15 protein-coding genes are annotated in these 18,764 nt (G+C 43.0%); 3 read left to right on the forward strand and 12 right to left on the reverse strand.

Annotated elements, in window-relative coordinates:
* Window positions 1–53: 53 nt before the first annotated feature.
* Window positions 54–1,268 (reverse strand): pyridoxal phosphate-dependent aminotransferase, encoded by a 1,215-nt coding sequence (locus tag L0M85_RS04150; RefSeq protein WP_023024219.1) that lies wholly within the window; start codon window positions 1,266–1,268, stop codon window positions 54–56.
* Between the two features lie 211 nt (window positions 1,269–1,479).
* Here L0M85_RS04150 and L0M85_RS04155 point away from each other — a divergent pair, with 211 nt between their 5' ends.
* Window positions 1,480–1,932 (forward strand): universal stress protein, encoded by a 453-nt coding sequence (locus L0M85_RS04155; protein WP_048789814.1) that lies wholly within the window; start codon window positions 1,480–1,482, stop codon window positions 1,930–1,932.
* A 41-nt stretch (window positions 1,933–1,973) separates the two neighbouring features.
* Here L0M85_RS04155 and L0M85_RS04160 read toward each other — a convergent pair whose 3' ends face one another.
* Window positions 1,974–3,386: a Cof-type HAD-IIB family hydrolase gene (locus tag L0M85_RS04160; protein ID WP_238656534.1), complete on the reverse strand. Its 1,413-nt coding sequence runs from the start codon at window positions 3,384–3,386 to the stop codon at window positions 1,974–1,976.
* A gap of 64 nt (window positions 3,387–3,450) precedes the next feature.
* Here L0M85_RS04160 and L0M85_RS04165 point away from each other — a divergent pair, with 64 nt between their 5' ends.
* Window positions 3,451–4,413: an asparaginase gene (locus L0M85_RS04165; RefSeq protein WP_048789812.1), complete on the forward strand. Its 963-nt coding sequence runs from the start codon at window positions 3,451–3,453 to the stop codon at window positions 4,411–4,413.
* A gap of 359 nt (window positions 4,414–4,772) precedes the next feature.
* Here the strand turns inward: L0M85_RS04165 and recG are convergent, their stop codons facing one another.
* The 6 genes from recG to manA all read right to left on the reverse strand — a co-directional run bounded on the left by recG (window position 4,773) and on the right by manA (window position 13,170).
* Window positions 4,773–6,788, reverse strand: a complete 2,016-nt coding sequence (gene recG, locus L0M85_RS04170; RefSeq protein ID WP_195550426.1) for an ATP-dependent DNA helicase RecG — start codon at window positions 6,786–6,788, stop codon at window positions 4,773–4,775.
* Between the two features lie 97 nt (window positions 6,789–6,885).
* Window positions 6,886–8,013 carry an alanine racemase gene (gene alr, locus L0M85_RS04175; protein WP_195550425.1) on the reverse strand — a complete coding sequence of 376 codons (1,128 nt, stop codon included), beginning with the start codon at window positions 8,011–8,013 and terminating at the stop codon, window positions 6,886–6,888.
* The gene (gene acpS, locus L0M85_RS04180; protein ID WP_006595699.1) at window positions 8,003–8,365 is read right to left on the reverse strand and encodes a holo-ACP synthase; all 363 of its coding nucleotides are present in this window, start codon (window positions 8,363–8,365) and stop codon (window positions 8,003–8,005) included. The genes alr and acpS overlap by 11 nt, the downstream gene beginning before the upstream one ends.
* Window positions 8,366–8,448: 83 nt before the next feature.
* Entirely contained in the window at window positions 8,449–9,480 is a 1,032-nt protein-coding gene (locus tag L0M85_RS04185) for a 3-deoxy-7-phosphoheptulonate synthase (protein WP_006595698.1), read from the reverse strand.
* A 20-nt stretch (window positions 9,481–9,500) separates the two neighbouring features.
* Window positions 9,501–12,020, reverse strand: a complete 2,520-nt coding sequence (secA, locus tag L0M85_RS04190; RefSeq protein ID WP_006595697.1) for a preprotein translocase subunit SecA — start codon at window positions 12,018–12,020, stop codon at window positions 9,501–9,503.
* Between the two features lie 205 nt (window positions 12,021–12,225).
* The gene (manA, locus tag L0M85_RS04195) at window positions 12,226–13,170 is read right to left on the reverse strand and encodes a mannose-6-phosphate isomerase, class I (protein WP_129822430.1); all 945 of its coding nucleotides are present in this window, start codon (window positions 13,168–13,170) and stop codon (window positions 12,226–12,228) included.
* A 143-nt stretch (window positions 13,171–13,313) separates the two neighbouring features.
* Between manA and queG the strand changes: the two genes are divergently transcribed.
* On the forward strand, window positions 13,314–14,447 hold the full coding sequence (queG, locus tag L0M85_RS04200; protein ID WP_135782752.1) for a tRNA epoxyqueuosine(34) reductase QueG: 1,134 nt from the start codon (window positions 13,314–13,316) through the stop codon (window positions 14,445–14,447).
* Window positions 14,448–14,508: 61 nt separating this feature from the next.
* Here queG and L0M85_RS04205 read toward each other — a convergent pair whose 3' ends face one another.
* The 4 genes from L0M85_RS04205 to L0M85_RS04220 all read right to left on the reverse strand — a co-directional run bounded on the left by L0M85_RS04205 (window position 14,509) and on the right by L0M85_RS04220 (window position 18,569).
* Complete coding sequence (locus tag L0M85_RS04205; protein ID WP_048691120.1) at window positions 14,509–15,024, reverse strand: phosphatase PAP2 family protein; 516 nt, start codon at window positions 15,022–15,024, stop codon at window positions 14,509–14,511.
* Between the two features lie 45 nt (window positions 15,025–15,069).
* Complete coding sequence (locus tag L0M85_RS04210) at window positions 15,070–15,480, reverse strand: peptide deformylase (protein ID WP_195347695.1); 411 nt, start codon at window positions 15,478–15,480, stop codon at window positions 15,070–15,072.
* A 107-nt stretch (window positions 15,481–15,587) separates the two neighbouring features.
* A complete protein-coding gene (gene scrK, locus L0M85_RS04215; protein ID WP_135782755.1) occupies window positions 15,588–16,481 on the reverse strand; it encodes a fructokinase ScrK in 894 nt (297 codons plus the stop codon).
* 198 nt (window positions 16,482–16,679) lie between these two features.
* Complete coding sequence (locus L0M85_RS04220; protein WP_135782756.1) at window positions 16,680–18,569, reverse strand: sucrose-specific PTS transporter subunit IIBC; 1,890 nt, start codon at window positions 18,567–18,569, stop codon at window positions 16,680–16,682.
* Window positions 18,570–18,764: the final 195 nt, after the last annotated feature.

Here is an 18,764-nt window from a genome sequence, read left to right on the forward strand (position 1 = left end):
TCGCTGGATTCATTCAAAAAAAAGAAACCGCCTATTAGCGATTTCTCTTACACTTATCGTTTGTATTGTTTTAAGAAACGAGTCATCTTCTCTTGAATTTGAGCCAATTCTTCTACTCGAGGAAGGTAAACAATCCGGAAATGATCCGGCTCTTTCCAGTTGAATCCACGTCCGTGAACCAAGAGAACCTTTTCTTGTTTTAAGAAATTCAAGACAAACTGCTCATCATCATCCACTCGGTACATTTCACGATCAATCTTAGGGAAGATATAGAGACCAGCTTTTGGTTTGACAGCTGAGAGTCCTGGAATATCATTGATAGCCTTGTAGATAAAGTTCCGTTGCTCGTAGATTCGACCGCCTGGAAGCAAGAGTTCGTCCACTGACTGGTAGCCTCCCAAAGAAGTCTGGACCACTTGTTGGGCCAAGACGTTTGAACACAGACGCATATTGGAGAGCATATTCAAACCTTCGATATAGCCCTTCACGTGGTGTTTGGGTCCAGACAAGACCATCCAGCCCACACGGAAGCCCGCTATGCGGTGTGATTTGGACAAACCGTTCATGCTGACACAGAACAAATCTGGCGCGAGACTAGCAATGGCTGTGTGTTTGGCACCATCCATGACCAAGCGATCATAAATTTCATCTGCAAAGATAATCAAACCATGTTGACGAGCAATTTCGACAATTTCCAACAAAATCTCATCTGGATAGAGAGCTCCGGTCGGGTTATTTGGGTTAATCACGACGATAGCCTTGGTGTTTGAAGTGATTTTCGACTTGATATCATCAATATCAGGATACCACTCAGCCTCTTCATCACAGACATAGTGTACTGCATTTCCACCTGCTAGGCTGACCGCTGCTGTCCAAAGAGGATAGTCTGGCATTGGCACAAGTACTTCATCGCCATTATCCAGCAAGCCTTGCATGGACATCACGATCAACTCACTGACACCATTTCCGATATAGATATCATCAATCTCAACATTCGGGATCTTTTTCAATTGGCTATACTGCATAATAGCCTTACGGGCAGAAAAAATTCCTTTTGAATCCGAATACCCTTCACTATCCCGAGCATTCATAATCAAATCATGAATGACTTCGTCGGGAGCCGTGAACCCAAATTCAGCCGGATTTCCTGTATTTAAGCGAAGGATTTTCTCCCCGTTGGCCCGCATGCGCATCGCTTCTTCTAAGACTGGACCACGAATATCGTAAGCAACGTGTTCTAGCTTGACGGACTTATTGTATTCTTTCATGATTTTTTCCTCACTTTATCAAACTGCTTCCATTATACCACTAGTTAATCTGGAGTACAACTGAGCAACCTCTTTCATTCTCAATGAAATCCTATAGATATCTGATTTGACCTTTACTTTCTATGGTAAAAGGTTTAAAATATAATTATAGGTAACATAAATGGGTTCTTCCATTTTTTTCACGTTTTCAAGCAGTAAAGGAGGACGGAACATGTCTCAAAAATACGAAAACATCATGGTTGCAGTTGATGGATCTCGCGAAGCTGAACTCGCTTTTGAGAAAGGGGTCAATGTTGCGTTGCGAAACGGATCAAAGCTTACTCTCGCTCATGTCGTTGATACACGCGCCTTACAAAGTGTCTCTAGTTTTGATGCCGAGGTGTATGAAGGATTCCAAACAGAAGCTAATGAACTATTAGAAGGGTATATCAAGCGTGCTAAAGAAGCCGGTGTCCAAAACATTGCTTCGGTGATTGAAATGGGGAATCCAAAAGTCCTCTTAGCGACTGATATCCCTGATGCAGAGGGAGTTGATCTCATCATGGTTGGGGCAACTGGTCTCAATGCTTTTGAACGTTTACTAGTCGGGTCTTCCTCTGAATACATTCTCCGCCATGCCAAAGTCGATTTGTTAGTGGTTCGTGAGACAGAAAAGACCTTATAAACTTTATAAAAACCAAAAGGTGTGAAGGAAAACGAATTTCCTCACACCTTTTTATTTTCTTCAGTTTCTGCTGTTTTTTCAGAGTAGTGTTTTTGATAAGCTTTGATTTGCCGTTCCAACTCTTTTTGAATGGCTGGCTCAGGTGCATACTTTTCTTCCCAGTCGTTCGGTTTTAAAATTTTATGCGTGACTTCATCAAAGTGAGCCTGACCATCTGGGAAAATCTTCCCCATGTTTGCACGGTGAACAATCTCAAAGACCTCTTCCGGATCGACCCCCATTAGAACAAAACTACCATAAGTCAGATAGAGCGTATCAATCAAGGCATCGACCTGCCCCACCATGGAGATCTCAGCTGGATGCTTGCTACGAACCTTATTGGCTGCCTCGTCTAGGGCTTGATGCAAGCTTTCGATTGAACGATCAAAGGTTGCTTCATCCTTGCTCGCTGCCCGAATAAATTCAACCAATTCCTCCTGCTTAAACATGGTTCGGTAAAGAGCCTCTTGATTGTCCCAGGCCTTTGGTTCTTCCTGAGTTTGACCATCCATGAGTTGATGGAAGGCTTTGACCTTATTAAAGTGATCGTCGCGACTAACAAACAGTGACTGATCCGTGATAATGCCAAAATGTTCCAGCGCTTTTTGGATCCCGTCTTTGGTATTACTGGTCGTCGTATGCTGAGCTACTTCTTTGACCCTGCTGGTTCCATTGCCCATCGCAATCGATAAGCCAACACCCGAGAGCATTTCCAAGTCATTATCTGAATCTCCAAAGGCCATCACCTGGTCCATTGAAAATCCAAATTCTTCTCCTACGATCCGAATCCCTTCCAATTTTGAGTTGTCTGGATTGATAACGTCCGCCGCAAAGGGGCTGGAACGCGTAAATTTTAATTCAGGAAAAGCTTGCTCAACTTTTTGAGTGTCTTTAGGACTAGCTAATAAGAGAACCTGATAAACCGGTCCTTGGGCAATTTGTTGCAGTTGCTTTTGATCCTGAGGGACAGCCTTGCTAACCACCTTGTTGAAGCCCTGACTAACTGCCTTTGAAAAGCCTTTTGGTACAAATCGCGCAGACCATTGAGAAACAGGGCTCATCCCAAAACTCATAATGCGAGAGCCTTCAACTCCATCTTCTGTTCCTAAGGCGATCTCAATGCGATGTTTTTTTGCGTAGTCAATCAAGTCATGCAGATTCTTCTTATCAATTGGAGAAGCAGATAAGACCTTGTCCTTGGTAAAAATATACTGACCATTATAGGTGACCGCAAAATCAAAGTCATAGCGCTCGATAAAAGGACGGACAAAGAAGGGTCCTCGCCCTGTTGCCAAACCAACAAAAATTCCTTGTTCCTTTAAGGCGCGAATGGCTTTTTCAGTTGACTTCAAGACCATTCGACTATCATTGACCAAGGTTCCGTCAATGTCAAAAAAGACCGCTTTTATTTCCATGATGACTGCTTTCTTTCCGTTTTATGATACAATAAATTATAACACACATTCCAAGGAGACACACATGATTAAGAAAATTTTGGCCCTTCATACAGGAGGGACCATCTCCATGCAGGCGGATGACTCTGGAGCTGTCGTGACCAATTCATCCAACCCCATGAACCATATTGATCTGTCACTGGCAGGGGTTGAGCTTACTTCAGAAGATTTTTTAAATTTACCCAGCCCTCATGTAACTCCTCAGCACATGTTACAACTCTATCATAAGATTCAGAAAGAGGCTTCCCAGTATGATGGGATTGTCATTACCCATGGTACCGATACTCTTGAAGAAACAGCCTACTTCTTAGATACCATGGACTTGCCAACTATTTCAGTAGTCTTAACAGGAGCCATGAGAAGCTCCAATGAATTAGGAAGCGACGGCGTCTATAACTATCTGACCGCCATCCGAGTAGCAGCAGATCCCAAATCACAAGACAAGGGTGTCTTGGTCGTGATGAATGATGAAGTCCATGCAGCCAAGTACGTGACCAAAACACATACCACCAATGTCAGCACCTTCCAGACCCCCACACATGGCCCTCTAGGCTTGGTCATGAAAAAAGAAGTTCTTTTCTTCAAAACAGCTGAACCCCGTGTGCGTTTTGATTTGCAAGAAATCAAGGGAGTTGTCCCCATCATTTCAGCCTATGCTGGCATGAAAACAGAACTCCTTGACCTACTAGATGTCCAACAAATGGATGGTTTGATCATTGAAGCCTTTGGAGCTGGAAATCTTCCTAAGGAAGTAGCTGAGAAACTCTTTGAATTTCAAGAGGCTGGCCTTCCTATTGCCTTGGTTTCCCGTTGCTTCAATGGAATTGCGGAACCTGTCTATGCTTACGATGGGGGCGGAGTCAAACTTCACGAGCACGGCATCTTCTTTGTCAAAGAGCTCAATGCAGCTAAGGCCCGGCTGAAACTATTGATTGCTCTCAATGCCGGATTAAAAGGCGATGAATTGAGAGACTATATAGAAGGTTAAAATATAGATAGAAGGCACGATGATGGATACATCCGCCTTTTGTATTTAAAAATAGCTCTGATGGACTGAGATAATGATTGACAAGATGAATTTTAACATGGTTCGCATAGCTAAGACCTCTTTTCTATTTTTTACGATTATAGGTCCACAAACTTAAATTAAGATAAAAAGAGAGTGGGACAGAAATCGGTAATTCGTTAGAATTCGATTTCGTCGTCCCACCTCCGCACAGTTGAGTAGGGCTATAAAAGCTGATGAAATCAGTGTAGTAGAGCCCACTCAACCACTGCGTCTTGCTCGACAATCCAAAGACAATTGAGAGGCTAGGACTTTTGTCCCAGCTTCTTTCTTATCCCTTCTTAATCCAGGTGTTCTTTCTGCTCCAAATGTAGAGACAGACAGTGCCAATCTGGATGCTCTCGCCAATTATGAGTCGTGACCACCTGAATAGCTACCTTTCGTGCTTCCTCTAAGATTGGATAATCTTCAATGAGGTTGGCTACTTGAAATTCAGGTATACCTGATTGACGCGTTCCAAAGATTTCCCCAGATCCTCGTAGCTTGAGGTCCTCTTCTGCCAAGACAAACCCATTGGTGGTTTCGGTCATGATTTTCATCCGACGCTTACCAGATTCTGTTTTGGGATTGGCAACTAATACTGCGTAAGACTGCTTATCACCACGCCCTACCCGACCTCTCAACTGGTGCAATTGGCTCAAACCAAAGCGGTCTGCATCCATAATAATCATGACGGTAGCATTGGGAACATTGACGCCGACTTCGATTACAGTTGTAGAAACTAGTAAGTCAATTTCTCCCTGCTTAAAGGCCTGCATAATGGCCTCTTTTTCTTCCCCCTTCATCTTACCATGAAGGAGAGCAATACGGGCTCGGTCTCCAAAATAAGCAATCAATTCTCCCTCTAAGGCAATAGCATTTTTGAGGTCCAAGGCTTCAGATTCTTCAATCAAGGGTGAAATAACGTAGGCTTGGGAACCTTTTTGGATTTCTTTGACCAGCCAATCCAAGACTAAATTTAACTGTTGATGCTTGACCCAGCGGGTGATAATCTCTTTTCGACCTGCTGGCATTTGGTCGATAATCGAAACATCCATATCTCCAAAAGCAGTGATTGCTAGAGTCCGGGGAATTGGGGTCGCTGTCATCATCAAGACATCCGGATTTTGGCCCTTTTCACGCAGGATCCGTCTTTGGGCCACGCCGAAACGGTGCTGCTCATCAATAATGACCAAGCCTAGATCATGAAAACGAACCCCCTCCTGAATCAAGGCATGAGTTCCCACAATAAGGTCCACTTGCCCTGTCTGAATCAATTCCAAGCGTTCTCTTCTCTCCACAGCTTTTAGACTGCCTGTTAAAAGAAGAATTCTAAGACTAGGAAAGAGAGAGGTCAAACTTTGTAAATGTTGCTCAGCTAGGATTTCAGTTGGGACCATCAAGGCTGCTTGCTTGCCAGCAGTTACAGCAGCATACATGGCCAGTCCAGCAACGACGGTCTTCCCGCTTCCGACATCTCCTTGCAAGAGACGATTCATGTGGTAAGGAGAGCGCATATCTGCTAGAATTTCGTTCAGACTTCGCTCCTGAGCTTCTGTCAACGTAAAAGGAAGCTTAGCTTGAAGATCTTTTAGCTTCTTCTTATCCCAATCCAGGACGATTCCCTGTCCGACGGAACGATTTTCTTCCTTCAAGACCTGCAGTTGCAATTGGAAAAAGAGCAATTCTTCAAATTTCACTCGTCTCAAGGCCTGCTTATATTCCTCAAGATCCTTGGGAAAATGCATAGCCCTGACTGCTTGTCTGCGAGAAAGCAAGTGGTACTTATCCATTAAAATCTGGGGTAAATTTTCTTCCAACAAGTTGTCTAAACCTGCTTCAAAAGCCGTCTTGATAACCTTTACTAGAGCTGACTGGCTCACCCCTTGAGATAAGCGATAGACCGGTTGGAGGTCATCTTCGACTTGGGCTAACAGCTTCATCCCTGTCAAAGCTCCCTTGGCCTTATCCCATTTACCAAAGACAGCCACTGTTTGCCCTAGTTCAATCTTGTCCGCTAGATAGGGCTGGTTAAAGAAACTAACTGCTAGGACCAGCTCCCCTTGTTTAATGGTAAAGCGAAGCCGGTTACGCTTGTAACCATAATACTGGACATTAGCTGGAGTGGCAACAATTCCAGAAACAACTGCTTTTTCTCCATCTTCCAGGTCTAAAACATTTTTTGATTTAAAATCTTCATACCGAAATGGGAAGTAAAGTAAGAGATCTTCAACCGTTTCGATACCCAATTTCTTGTATTTCTCTGCTGATTTTGGTCCAATTCCTGGTAGGACAGATAGTGGTTGGTGTAAGTTCATTCATTCCTCCTAGATAAGAAAGGAGGCTGGGACATTCGTCTTCAACCTCTTTCACCTCGAACTTTTTATGAAAGGAAGCTAGGAAAAGACAGACAGCTTACTTTCCACTATCTTCCTTTGTTGGACGATAAACTCTTGGGACGCGATCGCTCAAGACACAAACAACCTCATAGTTGATCGTGCCTCTATAATCTGCTACGTCCGTTGTCGTTATAGCTAGATCACCATCCACTCCGATCAATACTACCTTAGTCCCAATCGGGTAGGGCTTCGGTAGGCGAATGGTGATTTGGTCCATGGATACGCGACCGACAATCGGGCAGAATTGCCCATCAACAAGGACATGAAAACCTTGCATATCTCTGGTCCAGCCATCTGCATAGCCAATCGGAATGGTCCCAATCCACTCTTCATCACTAGTCTGATAGGTCGCTCCATAGCCAACTGTCTGCCCCACTTCTAGTGGCTTGACATGCACCAATTCTGTTTCCAAACTCAAAGCAGGACGGATGTCATAGGGAAGTTCTAACTCTCTTCCACTTGGATTGAGGCCATACATGACATCGCCAAGTCGGACCGCATTAAATATGGTATCAGCATGCCATAAAGTTGTTGCTGAATTGCTAGCATGAACGATTTTCGGAGTAAAGGGCAAGAGCTCCAACAAGCACTTAAATCGTTGCAATTGGTTTTGAAAATGGCGGTCATCTTTCTCATCAGCTGTTGCAAAATGAGTAAAGATCCCTTCCACTTCTGCTCCATGGTCTCTTAATAAAATCATGGCTTCTTGCAAGTCTTCTGCTGAACGGAAACCAATTCGTCCCATTCCTGAATCCACTTTTATATGAACCTTCAACCCACTCAAATCAGTCTTTTTAGCTAACAAAGCTTTCAACCACTCGAGACTAGCCACTGTATAGCGAATTCCCTCTTTGATGGCGATCGCAACGTGTTCCACTGGTGCAACACCCAAAATTAAAATCGGCTTTTCACCTGCTACTTGGCGAACTTCCAAGGCTTCATCTAGGTTGGAGACACAAAAAGCATCTACTAGTGGCAATAAACGTTCTACCACTGGCACAACCCCATGGCCGTAGGCATTAGCCTTGACAACTGCAAAAGTCAAGGTCTCTTTCGGAATATGGGCTTGTATTTGTTGAACATTATAGGCAATAGCCTCTACATCCACATATGCTCGCGTTGGTCTATGTATACTAGCTTTCATTTCTTTCCTCCAAAATGACACTGGTCGAAACTAAATCGCCTGAGTGACTAATCGAAACCCAAATCTTTCCACTAAAAGGAGCTTTTGAAAAATAAGGAGCTCCTTTTTGATTGGTTAAAATTTCCAAATCCTGAAATCCTACTGGACCAATTCCTGTTCCCCAAGCCTTGGAAAAGGCTTCTTTGGCAGACCATCGACCTGCCAGGTATTCCATTTTCCGTTTTCCAGATAATTGGTCGAACCGTTCTCGTTCCGTCTCTGTCAATACCTTGGAAGCAAATCTCGGATGTCTCTGGTAGGCTTGTTCAATGGATTGGATCGATTCGATATCTATCCCATGTCCAACAATCATATCTTTTCCTCTTTAATGATTCTCTATCAGCCACTCTATTTAAGAAGGAAAGGGCTGAGAATGTTTTCTCCAGCCCTCTCCTCTTATTCAGCTACATACTGATAAATTTCTCGTACTAAGCTTTCTGTCTTTTCCCAACCCAAGCATGGGTCTGTGATCGATTGACCAAATACTTCTGGTTGATCTTGACGACCGTCCTCTAGATAAGATTCAATCATAAATCCACGGACTACATCATGGATAATTGGATTCCAGCTACGATTTGTAAGGGTTTCTCTGACAATGCGAATCTGCTCAGCAAATTTTTTCCCTGAATTATCATGATTGGTATCAACCAGGATAAATGGATGTTGCAATCCCAAGGCTTGGTAGCGATGCGCAGCTTCTAACAGATCTTCATAGTGGTAGTTTGGAATATTTTTCCCATTCGCATCTAAGGCCCCACGCAGAATAGCGTGTCCAAATGGATTTCCGCTTGTCTCCACAGAACGACCATTATAGAAGAAATGATGCCCATGCTGTGCAGCATAAATCGCATTAAACATGACAGACAGATTTCCAGATGTCGGATTTTTCAATCCAGTTGGGACTGAAATTCCACTCGCTACAAATCGATGGCCTTGATCTTCTACAGAACGTGCTCCAATAGCAACATAGGAAAGTAAATCCTCAACAAATGGGTAGGTCTCTGGATACAACAATTCGTCTGCTGTTGTCAATCCGGTTTCTGTAATCACTCGATGATGCAAGCGACGAACAGCCTTTAAACCAGCTACAAAACTTGGTTCTGAAGCAGTATCTGGCTGATGCATCATGCCTTTATAGCCATCTCCATTGGTCCGAGGTTTAGCAGTATATACCCGCATCACAATGAAGACCCGATCTTTGACTTCTTCTTGAAGGGCTGCAAGTCGACGAGCATATTCCATCACCGCTTCCTCATTATCTGATGAACACGGTCCCATCACAAGCAAGATCCGCTTGTCTTCCCCCTTTAAAATAGAGGCTAGTTCACGATCACGCGCTTCTTTGCGAGCCAAATGTTCCCCTTCTAAGCGGTAAAGAGAAGTCACCGTTGTTTCATCAATGATTGGGCTAGTAGCTGTAAAAGACATAGGCAAATCCTTTCATACGATTAGAGTTTTTTACCGTGACAGTTTTTAAATTTCTTACCAGATCCACATGGACAAATGTCATTGCGTTTGATTTGACTCAAATCAAGATCTTCTGGTAAATCAGTTTTTTGAGCGGCAATGTTGCGAGTCGCAGTCGTTGAAATACTGTGTTCTGTACGTGGACGCTCTTGTTCATGAATTTGAGCTTTCATCATCAAACGAGTCACATCAAACTCGATAGAACCAATCATATCGTTGAACATACGGAATCCTTCAGATTGGTATTCAACTACAGGATTGTTTTGTGCATAGCCACGAAGACCGACAGCATTACGCAATTGATCTAAAGCATCGATATGATCGGTCCATTTGCTATCCACAACACGAAGGATCAAGACCTTTTGGAATTCTCTGACTGCTTCTTCATCACGTAGTTTCGCTACTTGGTTTTCATAAACCTCTTCAGCGCGTTTATACAAGTAATCAATCACATCTTTATCCGATTTGCCTTCAATATCGCTCTCTGAAATCGTATCTTCAGGGACCAAATTGTATTTGGCAAAGTTCAGAATAGCTTCGATCCGTTCTTCCTTGCTTGAGTGGCTTGCTCCTTCAACGATCCGTTTAATGGTCCGTTTAATCATGGCCTTGATTTCTGGAGCTAAATCACGATCCGCTGTAATAACATCATAGCGTTGAGAGTAGATAATCTCGCGTTGTTCCCGCATAACATCATCATACTGAAGGACTTGCTTACGAGTGTCATAGTTGTTCCCTTCCACTCGTTTTTGAGCTGCTTCAACTTGGCGTGTAAACATGTTGGATCTGATGACAGATTCTTCTTCGCTTAGTTTGAAACGGTCTAGCAAAGCCTTGATGCGCTCTGAACCGAAACGACGCATCAACTCATCTTCAAGAGAAAGGTAGAATTGAGATTCACCTGGATCCCCTTGACGTCCAGAACGTCCACGCAACTGGTTATCAATACGACGGCTTTCATGACGCTCTGTACCAATGACACAAAGTCCACCGAGTTCACGAACTCCTTCGCCGAGCTTGATATCGGTACCACGTCCGGCCATATTGGTCGCGATCGTAACGGCACCACGTTGACCAGCGTTCATGATGATTTGTGCTTCTTTGTAGTGGTTTTTCGCATTCAAGACTTCGTGAGGAACGCCTGCTTCGACCAAAAGGCGAGATAGGTAGTCACTGGTTTCAACAGCAACAGTACCCACCAAGACTGGTTGGCCTTTTTCATAGCGAGCCTTTACATCTTCTACTACAGCTTTAAACTTCGATTTCAAGCTTGGATAGAGAAGGTCTGGATGGTCAATACGTGCAATCGGACGGTTAGTTGGAATTGGAATGACGCGAATGTTGTAGATTTCACGGAATTCTTCTTCTTCTGTTTTACCAGTACCTGTCATCCCTGAAAGTTTCTTGTACATACGGAACAAGTTTTGGTAGGTAATAGAAGCTGATGTTTTGGTTTCTTCTTGAACCGGCACACCTTCTTTAGCCTCAATCGCTTGGTGCAAGCCGTCTGAATAACGACGACCTTCCATGGTCCGACCTGTAAATTGGTCGACGATCAAGATTTCTTGATCCTCACTGACCACATAGTCGATATCCAAAATCATGATGTAGTTGGCACGGAGAGCATTGTCAATGTAGTGCGTTAAAGCAACATTTTCAATGTCATACAAGTTTTCAAGCTTAAAGTAGCTTTCAGCCTTATCAATTCCAGAATCTGACAAACCAATCGTTTTTGAAGGGACATCAATAATGTAGTCTTCTTCTTCCAAAGATTTCACAAAGGCATCCGCCATGTGATAAAGTTGGCTAGTTTCTGTAGAAGTCTGACCTGAAACAATCAATGGAGTACGGGCTTCATCTATTAAGATGGAGTCTACCTCATCGACCAATGCGTAGTTCAAAGGACGTTGTACCATGTTTTCGGCACGAACAACCATGTTATCACGCAAGTAGTCGAAACCGATTTCCGCGTTGGTTGAATAGGTGATATCACAAGCGTAAGCTTCTTGTTTTTCAGAAGGTGATTTTGCAGCTAGGTTGATCCCAACTGAAAGACCTAGCCATGAGTACAATTCCCCCATCTCTGTCGCGTCACGTTCTGTCAAGTATTCGTTGACAGTAACAACGTGAACTCCTTTACCAGATAGGGCATTCAAATACACCGGCATGGTCGCGGTCAAGGTTTTCCCTTCCCCTGTACGCATTTCTGGAACGTCACCATGGTGAAGAACAATTCCCCCCATGACCTGTACTTTATAAGGGAACAAGCCCAAGACACGTTTAGCACCTTCACGAACTACTGCGAAAGCTTCATAGAGGAGATCATCCAATGATTCACCATCTTGGTAGCGTTGCTTGAACTCTTCTGTTTTCGCTTTCAGTTCATCATCTGACAAGGCAGCCATTTGATCTTCATACGAGAAGACCTTATCTGCCATCTTTTCCAATCGTCTTAATTCACCTTTATCATTTTCGATAATTGTTTTTAATAAATTAGCCATTAGTTTCCTTACTTTTCAAATTTCTTAAATTTTAAACGTTCTTTTTATTATAGCACACTGTAGCTTATCCATCAAGAAATTCCATTGATTAGAAGATGGTTTCTCCCTCTTTTTCTCTTATCAATTTCACCTCCCAACCATCCATTAGAAAATTCCTAAAAACAACAAAAGGCTGAGCACTTGATGACTCAACCTTCTTTCTTCTTTATGGATGACTGACAATTAATTCCATCTCTTCTCCTGACAAGGTCCAATTCTGGATATCACTCGTTAAGATAAAGTGGTCCCCTTTTCCAATCGGATAATTCTCCCCATCTACCTGAAGACTTCCTTGCCCTGAGAGAACGCTCACCAAGCTATAATCATGGGTCTTTTCAAATCGAACTTCCCCATTAACTACCCACTTGTGAACACCAAAGAAGTCATTGGCCACTAACAAAGTCGATGACAAGTGATCAACTTTTTCCTCAACTGGTCGGCTATTTGCCGGAGCACCTAAGTTCAGTACATCAATGGACTGTTCAATATGCAACTCACGTAGATTCCCTTGATCGTCTTTACGATCAAAGTCGTAAACCCGATAGGTCGTGTCGCTCGATTGCTGGGTTTCTAAAATCAAGATACCTGAACCGATCGCATGCATGGTTCCACTTGGTACATAGAAGAAATCTCCCGCTTTCACAGGAACCCGTGCTAAAAGATCATCCCATTCTTTGACTTCGATCATTTGGCGCAATTCTTCCTTGGACTGGGCGTGATGACCATAGATAATCTCTGCCCCCTCATCAGCAGCAATAATATACCAGCATTCGGTTTTTCCAAGTTCTCCTTCATGCTCCATTCCATAGGCATCATCTGGGTGAACCTGAACACTGAGCCAGTCATTTGCATCTAGAATCTTTGTCAACAAAGGAAAAACCGGTTCTGTTCGATCTCCAAATAATTCGCGATGCTCTGCATATAGTTGGTCTAAGCCCATTCCAGCATAAGGTCCATTCTTAACAACAGAAACACCATGTGGATGGGCCGAAATAGCCCAGTATTCACCAACATGATCGCTCGGGATTTCATAGCCAAACTCATCTCGTAATCTAGTTCCACCCCAAATCTTTTCCTGCATGACGGATTGTAAAAATAACGGTTGTGACATACCTGCCTCCATATATCCTTGTATTCAATACCTTATTATACCAAATTCTACTCATTTTTGAAAGCCATGCCAAGCTGTTTAGACCCTTTTTAATTTTTTGCACGTTTTTCGCATTTTTACCAGCTTTCCGCTATAATAGGTATATGAACCTCAAAGAATCTATTATTGAATTGGCTCACTCCATTGGTATTTCAAAAATTGGCTTTACCACGGCAGATGATTTTTCCTATTTAGAAAAATCCCTCCGCCTAGCTGTGGAAGAAGGCCGAAATTCTGGTTTTGAGCACAAAAATATTGAAGAACGAATCCAACCACGCTTAAGTTTAGCTTCTGCTAAAACGATTATCTCCATTGCCGTTGCCTATCCTCACAAGTTAAAACAACAACCTCAGAAGACAGCCTATAAACGCGGAAAATTCACCCCCAATAGCTGGGGCCTTGATTATCACTATGTCTTGCAGGATAAATTAGACCGCCTAGCACGAGGGATTGAAGAATTAACCGCCGACTTCGAATACAAGGGCATGGTGGATACCGGTGCCTTAGTGGATACCGCGGTTGCTCAACGAGCAGGGATTGGCTTTATCGGAAAGAACGGCCTCGTCATCTCAAAAGAATACGGTTCTTATATGTTTTTAGGGGAGCTTATCACCAACCTAGAGATTGAACCCGATCAAGCCGTTGACTATGGTTGCGGAGATTGTAACCGCTGTGTAGAAGCCTGCCCGACTTCTTGCTTAATCGGGGATGGCACCATGAATGCCCGACGTTGCCTATCCTTTCAGACTCAAGACAAAGGGATGATGGATCTGGAATTCCGTAAAAAGATTAAAACGGTCATCTACGGTTGTGATATCTGTCAAATCTGTTGCCCCTACAATCGTGGTCTGGACAATCCGCTAGCCACTGATATCGATCCTGAATTGGCTCACCCAGAATTAATCCCCTTTATTGAGTTATCCAATGGACAATTCAAGGAAAAATTTGGAATGGTCGCTGGTAGTTGGCGGGGAAAAAATATTCTCCAGCGCAATGCTATCATTGCTTTGGCCAATGCTAATGACCGGTCTGCTATTCCTAAACTGTTAGAAATCATCGAAACCTCGCAAAACCAGATTCATATTGCAACAGCCATTTGGTCACTGGGAGAGCTGATTCGTGAAGTCACACCTGACTTGGTTGATTTGTTAACTTCCCTCAAAAAACCAAGTCCTGCGATTATAGAAGAACGTGAACGGTTCTTCCAAAAATTCCAACACCAAATCTCACATAATTAAAAACTGCCTAACTGAGTTAGGCAGTTTTTAATCATTTCTTACTTCTCTCATCCAGCCTCTATCAGAAAATTCCTAATAGAGAAAAACTGACAATTCCCCATAGGAGTGCAACGACAAATCCGACTACGACATCACGGACAAAATGGAGTCCCGCCAGAACACGAACTCCTGCCAATAGCAGAGCCAAGAAGAGACCTAGGCTCGATAGAAGAGGATTCACACCCCAAGCTACCGTCGAAATGATTGCCGCCGAAAAAACATGCCGACTTGGCATAGAACTCCCCTTGCCTTCTCTCTCTAAGAGAGGTGGAAATGCACCAAGCTCATAGGGACGGGGCCAATTGATTGCTTTTCGAATGACACTCAATAAAATAAAGCCAGAGGCTGGAACCAACAGATAGGCAAGAACAACCCAAAGCTCGGAAGCTTTCAGATAGGCTGCCCAAAGAACATAAAAGTAAAGGAGTGGCATCAGGAGGGTGACGAGGCGGTTAGCCCACTTTAATAAAGAAAGATAATAGGGATGGGACACAAAAAATGGTCTAACCCGTTCATAGAACAAATATTCTTTTTTCATCAACAATTTCTCTTCGATCGATTCCTTAATAAGCAGCAACTGGACCTAGATCAAAATCCCTTCCAGGTGATCTAGCTCATGCTGGCAGATCTGAGCCGCAAAACCTTCTAAGCTTATGAGCTGAGGCTTCCAATTCATGTCGAGATAGGAGACCTGAATCTTTTCAAAGCGGCTCGTTTTTCGGCTCCCTGCCAAAGAAAGGCACCCCTCTTCTGTCTCATAAACTCCTTCTTTCTTGACTAGAACAGGGTTAAAGAGAACCAAGGGCATCAAACCAAATTGGATAATGATCACTCGCTTGCGTACACCAATCATATTGGCCGCCATGCCAACACAGGAATCCTGGTGAGCTCGTAAGGTATCTTGTAAATCTTGCGCCAGATACAAATCCTCTTTTGTAGCTTCTTCAGATACTTGACTCAAAAAGAAGGGATTCTTCATAATGGCTTTTTCCATCTTTTCTCCTCTCTTGCTTAAAAAAGAGAAGGTCATTCATCCATCTTCCCGACGAAGAACTCCCTCCCCTAGCATTTCATGCTTTTTGTTGATTCAGCCTTACCTGATTAGTCTTTTTTGCTGACTTGTTTTGCTAAGACAAAGTTACCCAAGGTTGCTGAACCATTTCCAGCTACCGCAGGAGTCACGATGTAGTCACGAACATCTGGAACTGGTAAGTAGCCGTTCAATAATACTGTGAATTTTTCACGAACGCGATCCAACATGTGCTGTTGTGCCATCACTCCTCCACCAAATACAATCACATCTGGGCGGAAGGTTACAGTCGCATTGACAGCAGCTTGAGCAATATAGTAGGCTTGGATATCCCATACAGAGCTATTGAGTTCGATATTTTCCCCACGAATACCAGTACGAGCTTCCAAGCTTGGACCAGCCGCAAGACCTTCTAAACAGCCTCTGTGGAATGGACACACACCATTAAATTCTTTTTCAACATCCATTGGGTGTTTGGCAACATAGTAATGGCCCATCTCAGGATGTCCTACTCCACCAATGAATTCACCACGCTGGATGACACCTGCACCAATCCCTGTACCAATTGTATAGTAGACTAGGTTTTCAATCCGTGCACCCGCATTATTACGAGCGACAACTTCACCATATGCCGAGCTATTTACGTCCGTTGTAAAGTAAATCGGTACATTTAATGCACGACGGAAAGCCCCTACCACATCAATATTCGCCCAATGGGGTTTGGGAGTTGTTGTAATAAAACCATATGTTTTTGAATTTTTATCAATATCAATCGGTCCAAATGAACCAATCGCTAAACCAGCAAGGCTTTCAAATTTAGAGAAAAACTCAATACATTTATCAAGGGTTTCAATAGGGGTTGTTGTTGGAAACTGTGTCTTTTCAATAACGTTATTATTTTCGTCACCTACAGCACAAACAAACTTTGTTCCACCAGCTTCAAGACTTCCATATAATTTAGTCATATCAATCCTCTTCTTCAATTCTCTTTTTTCTATTATATCATAAAGGAAAACGGTTCACTTCTATTCCTTAAAGAAAAAACTACTCTTATTTATGTTTCAACATTAGGTGAGCAACTTTTTTATTCCAAACCTCATCTCCAAACAAAATTCAAGGACTGGAGGATACCCTAACCAGTCCTTGAGCAATCATATTTTAAATTATGCTTTTACTTCAATAATCGCATCGCCTTTAGCAACTTCACCAGTAGCTACTGGAGTTACTGAAGCATAGTCAGCTGTGTTTGTAACGATGACCATTGTTGTATCATCAAGACCAGCTGCTGCAATTTTAGCAGAATCAAATGTTCCAAGAACATCACCAGCTTTAACCTTGTCACCTTGTGCAACTTTTTGCTCAAAACCGTCACCATTCATTGAAACAGTATCAATCCCAACGTGGATCAAGATTTCAGCACCATTGGCTGTCTTCAAACCGAAGGCATGTCCAGTCGCAAAAGCAATGGTTACTTCTGCATCTGCAGGAGCATAAACGACACCTTCAGAAGGCTTCACTGCAATCCCTTGACCCATCGCACCGCTTGAGAATACAGGGTCATTCACATTTTCTAAAGCAACAGCTTGCCCAATGATTGGTGAAATAATGGTTTCATCTTGAAGAGTTGCAGGAACGGTTCCAGTCACAGCTTCCTCAACAAAACGATCTGTTGTAACACTTTCAGTTACAGTTTCAGGTTCTTCATCCTCAAAACCAAACATGTAAGTAAGAGCAAAACCAAGAGCAAATGATACTGCTACCATAAGGAAGTATTGTGGGAGTTGACCATTTACATAAAGCACTGTACCTGGAATGATTGTGATTCCACTACCAGTACCAGCAAGACCAAGAAGTGAAGCCAAACTACCACCGATAGCACCTGCAATCAATGAAAGGAAGAATGGTTTACGGAAACGCAAGTTAACCCCAAAAATCGCAGGCTCAGTAATACCTAAGAAGGCAGAAAGAGCAGCTGGGAAAGCAAGAGTTTTCAATTTAGGATTTTTAGTTTTCACACCAACCGCTACAGTAGCAGCTCCTTGAGCAGTCATAGCAGCTGTGATGATAGCATTGAATGGGTTGGCATGGTCAGCAGCAAGCAATTGAATTTCAAGCAAGTTGAAGATGTGGTGAACACCTGATACGACAATAATTTGGTGTACCCCACCGATCAACAACCCACCAAGACCAAATGGTAAGCTAAGGACAGCTTTTGTTCCAAGAAGAATGTAGTTTTCAACAACGTGGAATACTGGTCCAATAAGGAATAGACCAAGAATTGACATTACAAAGAGGGTTACGAATGGTGTTACCAAAAGATCAAGGACATCCGGAACTACTTTACGAACAGCTTTTTCAAACTTAGCTCCAACAACCCCGATAATAAAGGCTGGAAGAACAGATCCTTGCAACCCTACGACTGGAATAAAGCCGAAGAATTTCATAGCAGTCACTTCACCACCGGATGCAACAGCCCAGGCATTTGGAAGTGAACCAGAAACAAGCATCATACCAAGAACTATACCAACCGCTGGGTTCCCACCGAAGACACGGAAGGTTGACCAAACGACAAGACCTGGCAAGATGATAAAGGCCGTATCTGTCAAGATTTGAGTATAAGTCGTAACATCTTCTGGAAGAGTCACACCAAGGGCATTCAAGAGTCCACGGACACCCATGAAGAGACCTGTCGCAACAATAACTGGGATGATTGGTACAAAGACATCACCAAAAGTACGGATAGCCCGTTGGAACCAATTTCCTTGTTTAGCGGCTTCTGCTTTCATCTCAGCCTTAGTTGAAGTTGGCAATCCAAGAGCGACAACTTCATCATAGATCTTATTTACAGTTCCAGTACCAAAAATAATTTGGTATTGACCTGAGTTAAAGAAAACTCCTTGAACTTTTTCAATATTTTCGACAGCATTTTTGTCGACTTTCGCTTCATCTTTCACCATCACACGAAGACGAGTCGCACAGTGAGCAACACTGTTGACGTTCTCAACTCCACCGATCGCATCGATGACTTTTTTTGCAATTTCTGTATTTGACATTTGCAAAAATCTCCTTATTTTTTATTGTTTTGAAAACGGTTCACCCGTCTCTACGCATTTAATTGTACCACGTATCAAGAATATGTCAACCGTTTTGCAGAAAGTTTTTGGTATTTATTTGTAATTTTTGATGGTTTGAAAATAGTACTTTTTATTTTCAACCGTCCCAATGCCCGTATACCATAGAATATAGAC

The sequence above is a fragment of the Streptococcus sp. DFI.7.26 genome (assembly GCF_022240605.1).
Classification (GTDB): domain Bacteria; phylum Bacillota; class Bacilli; order Lactobacillales; family Streptococcaceae; genus Streptococcus; species Streptococcus xiaochunlingii.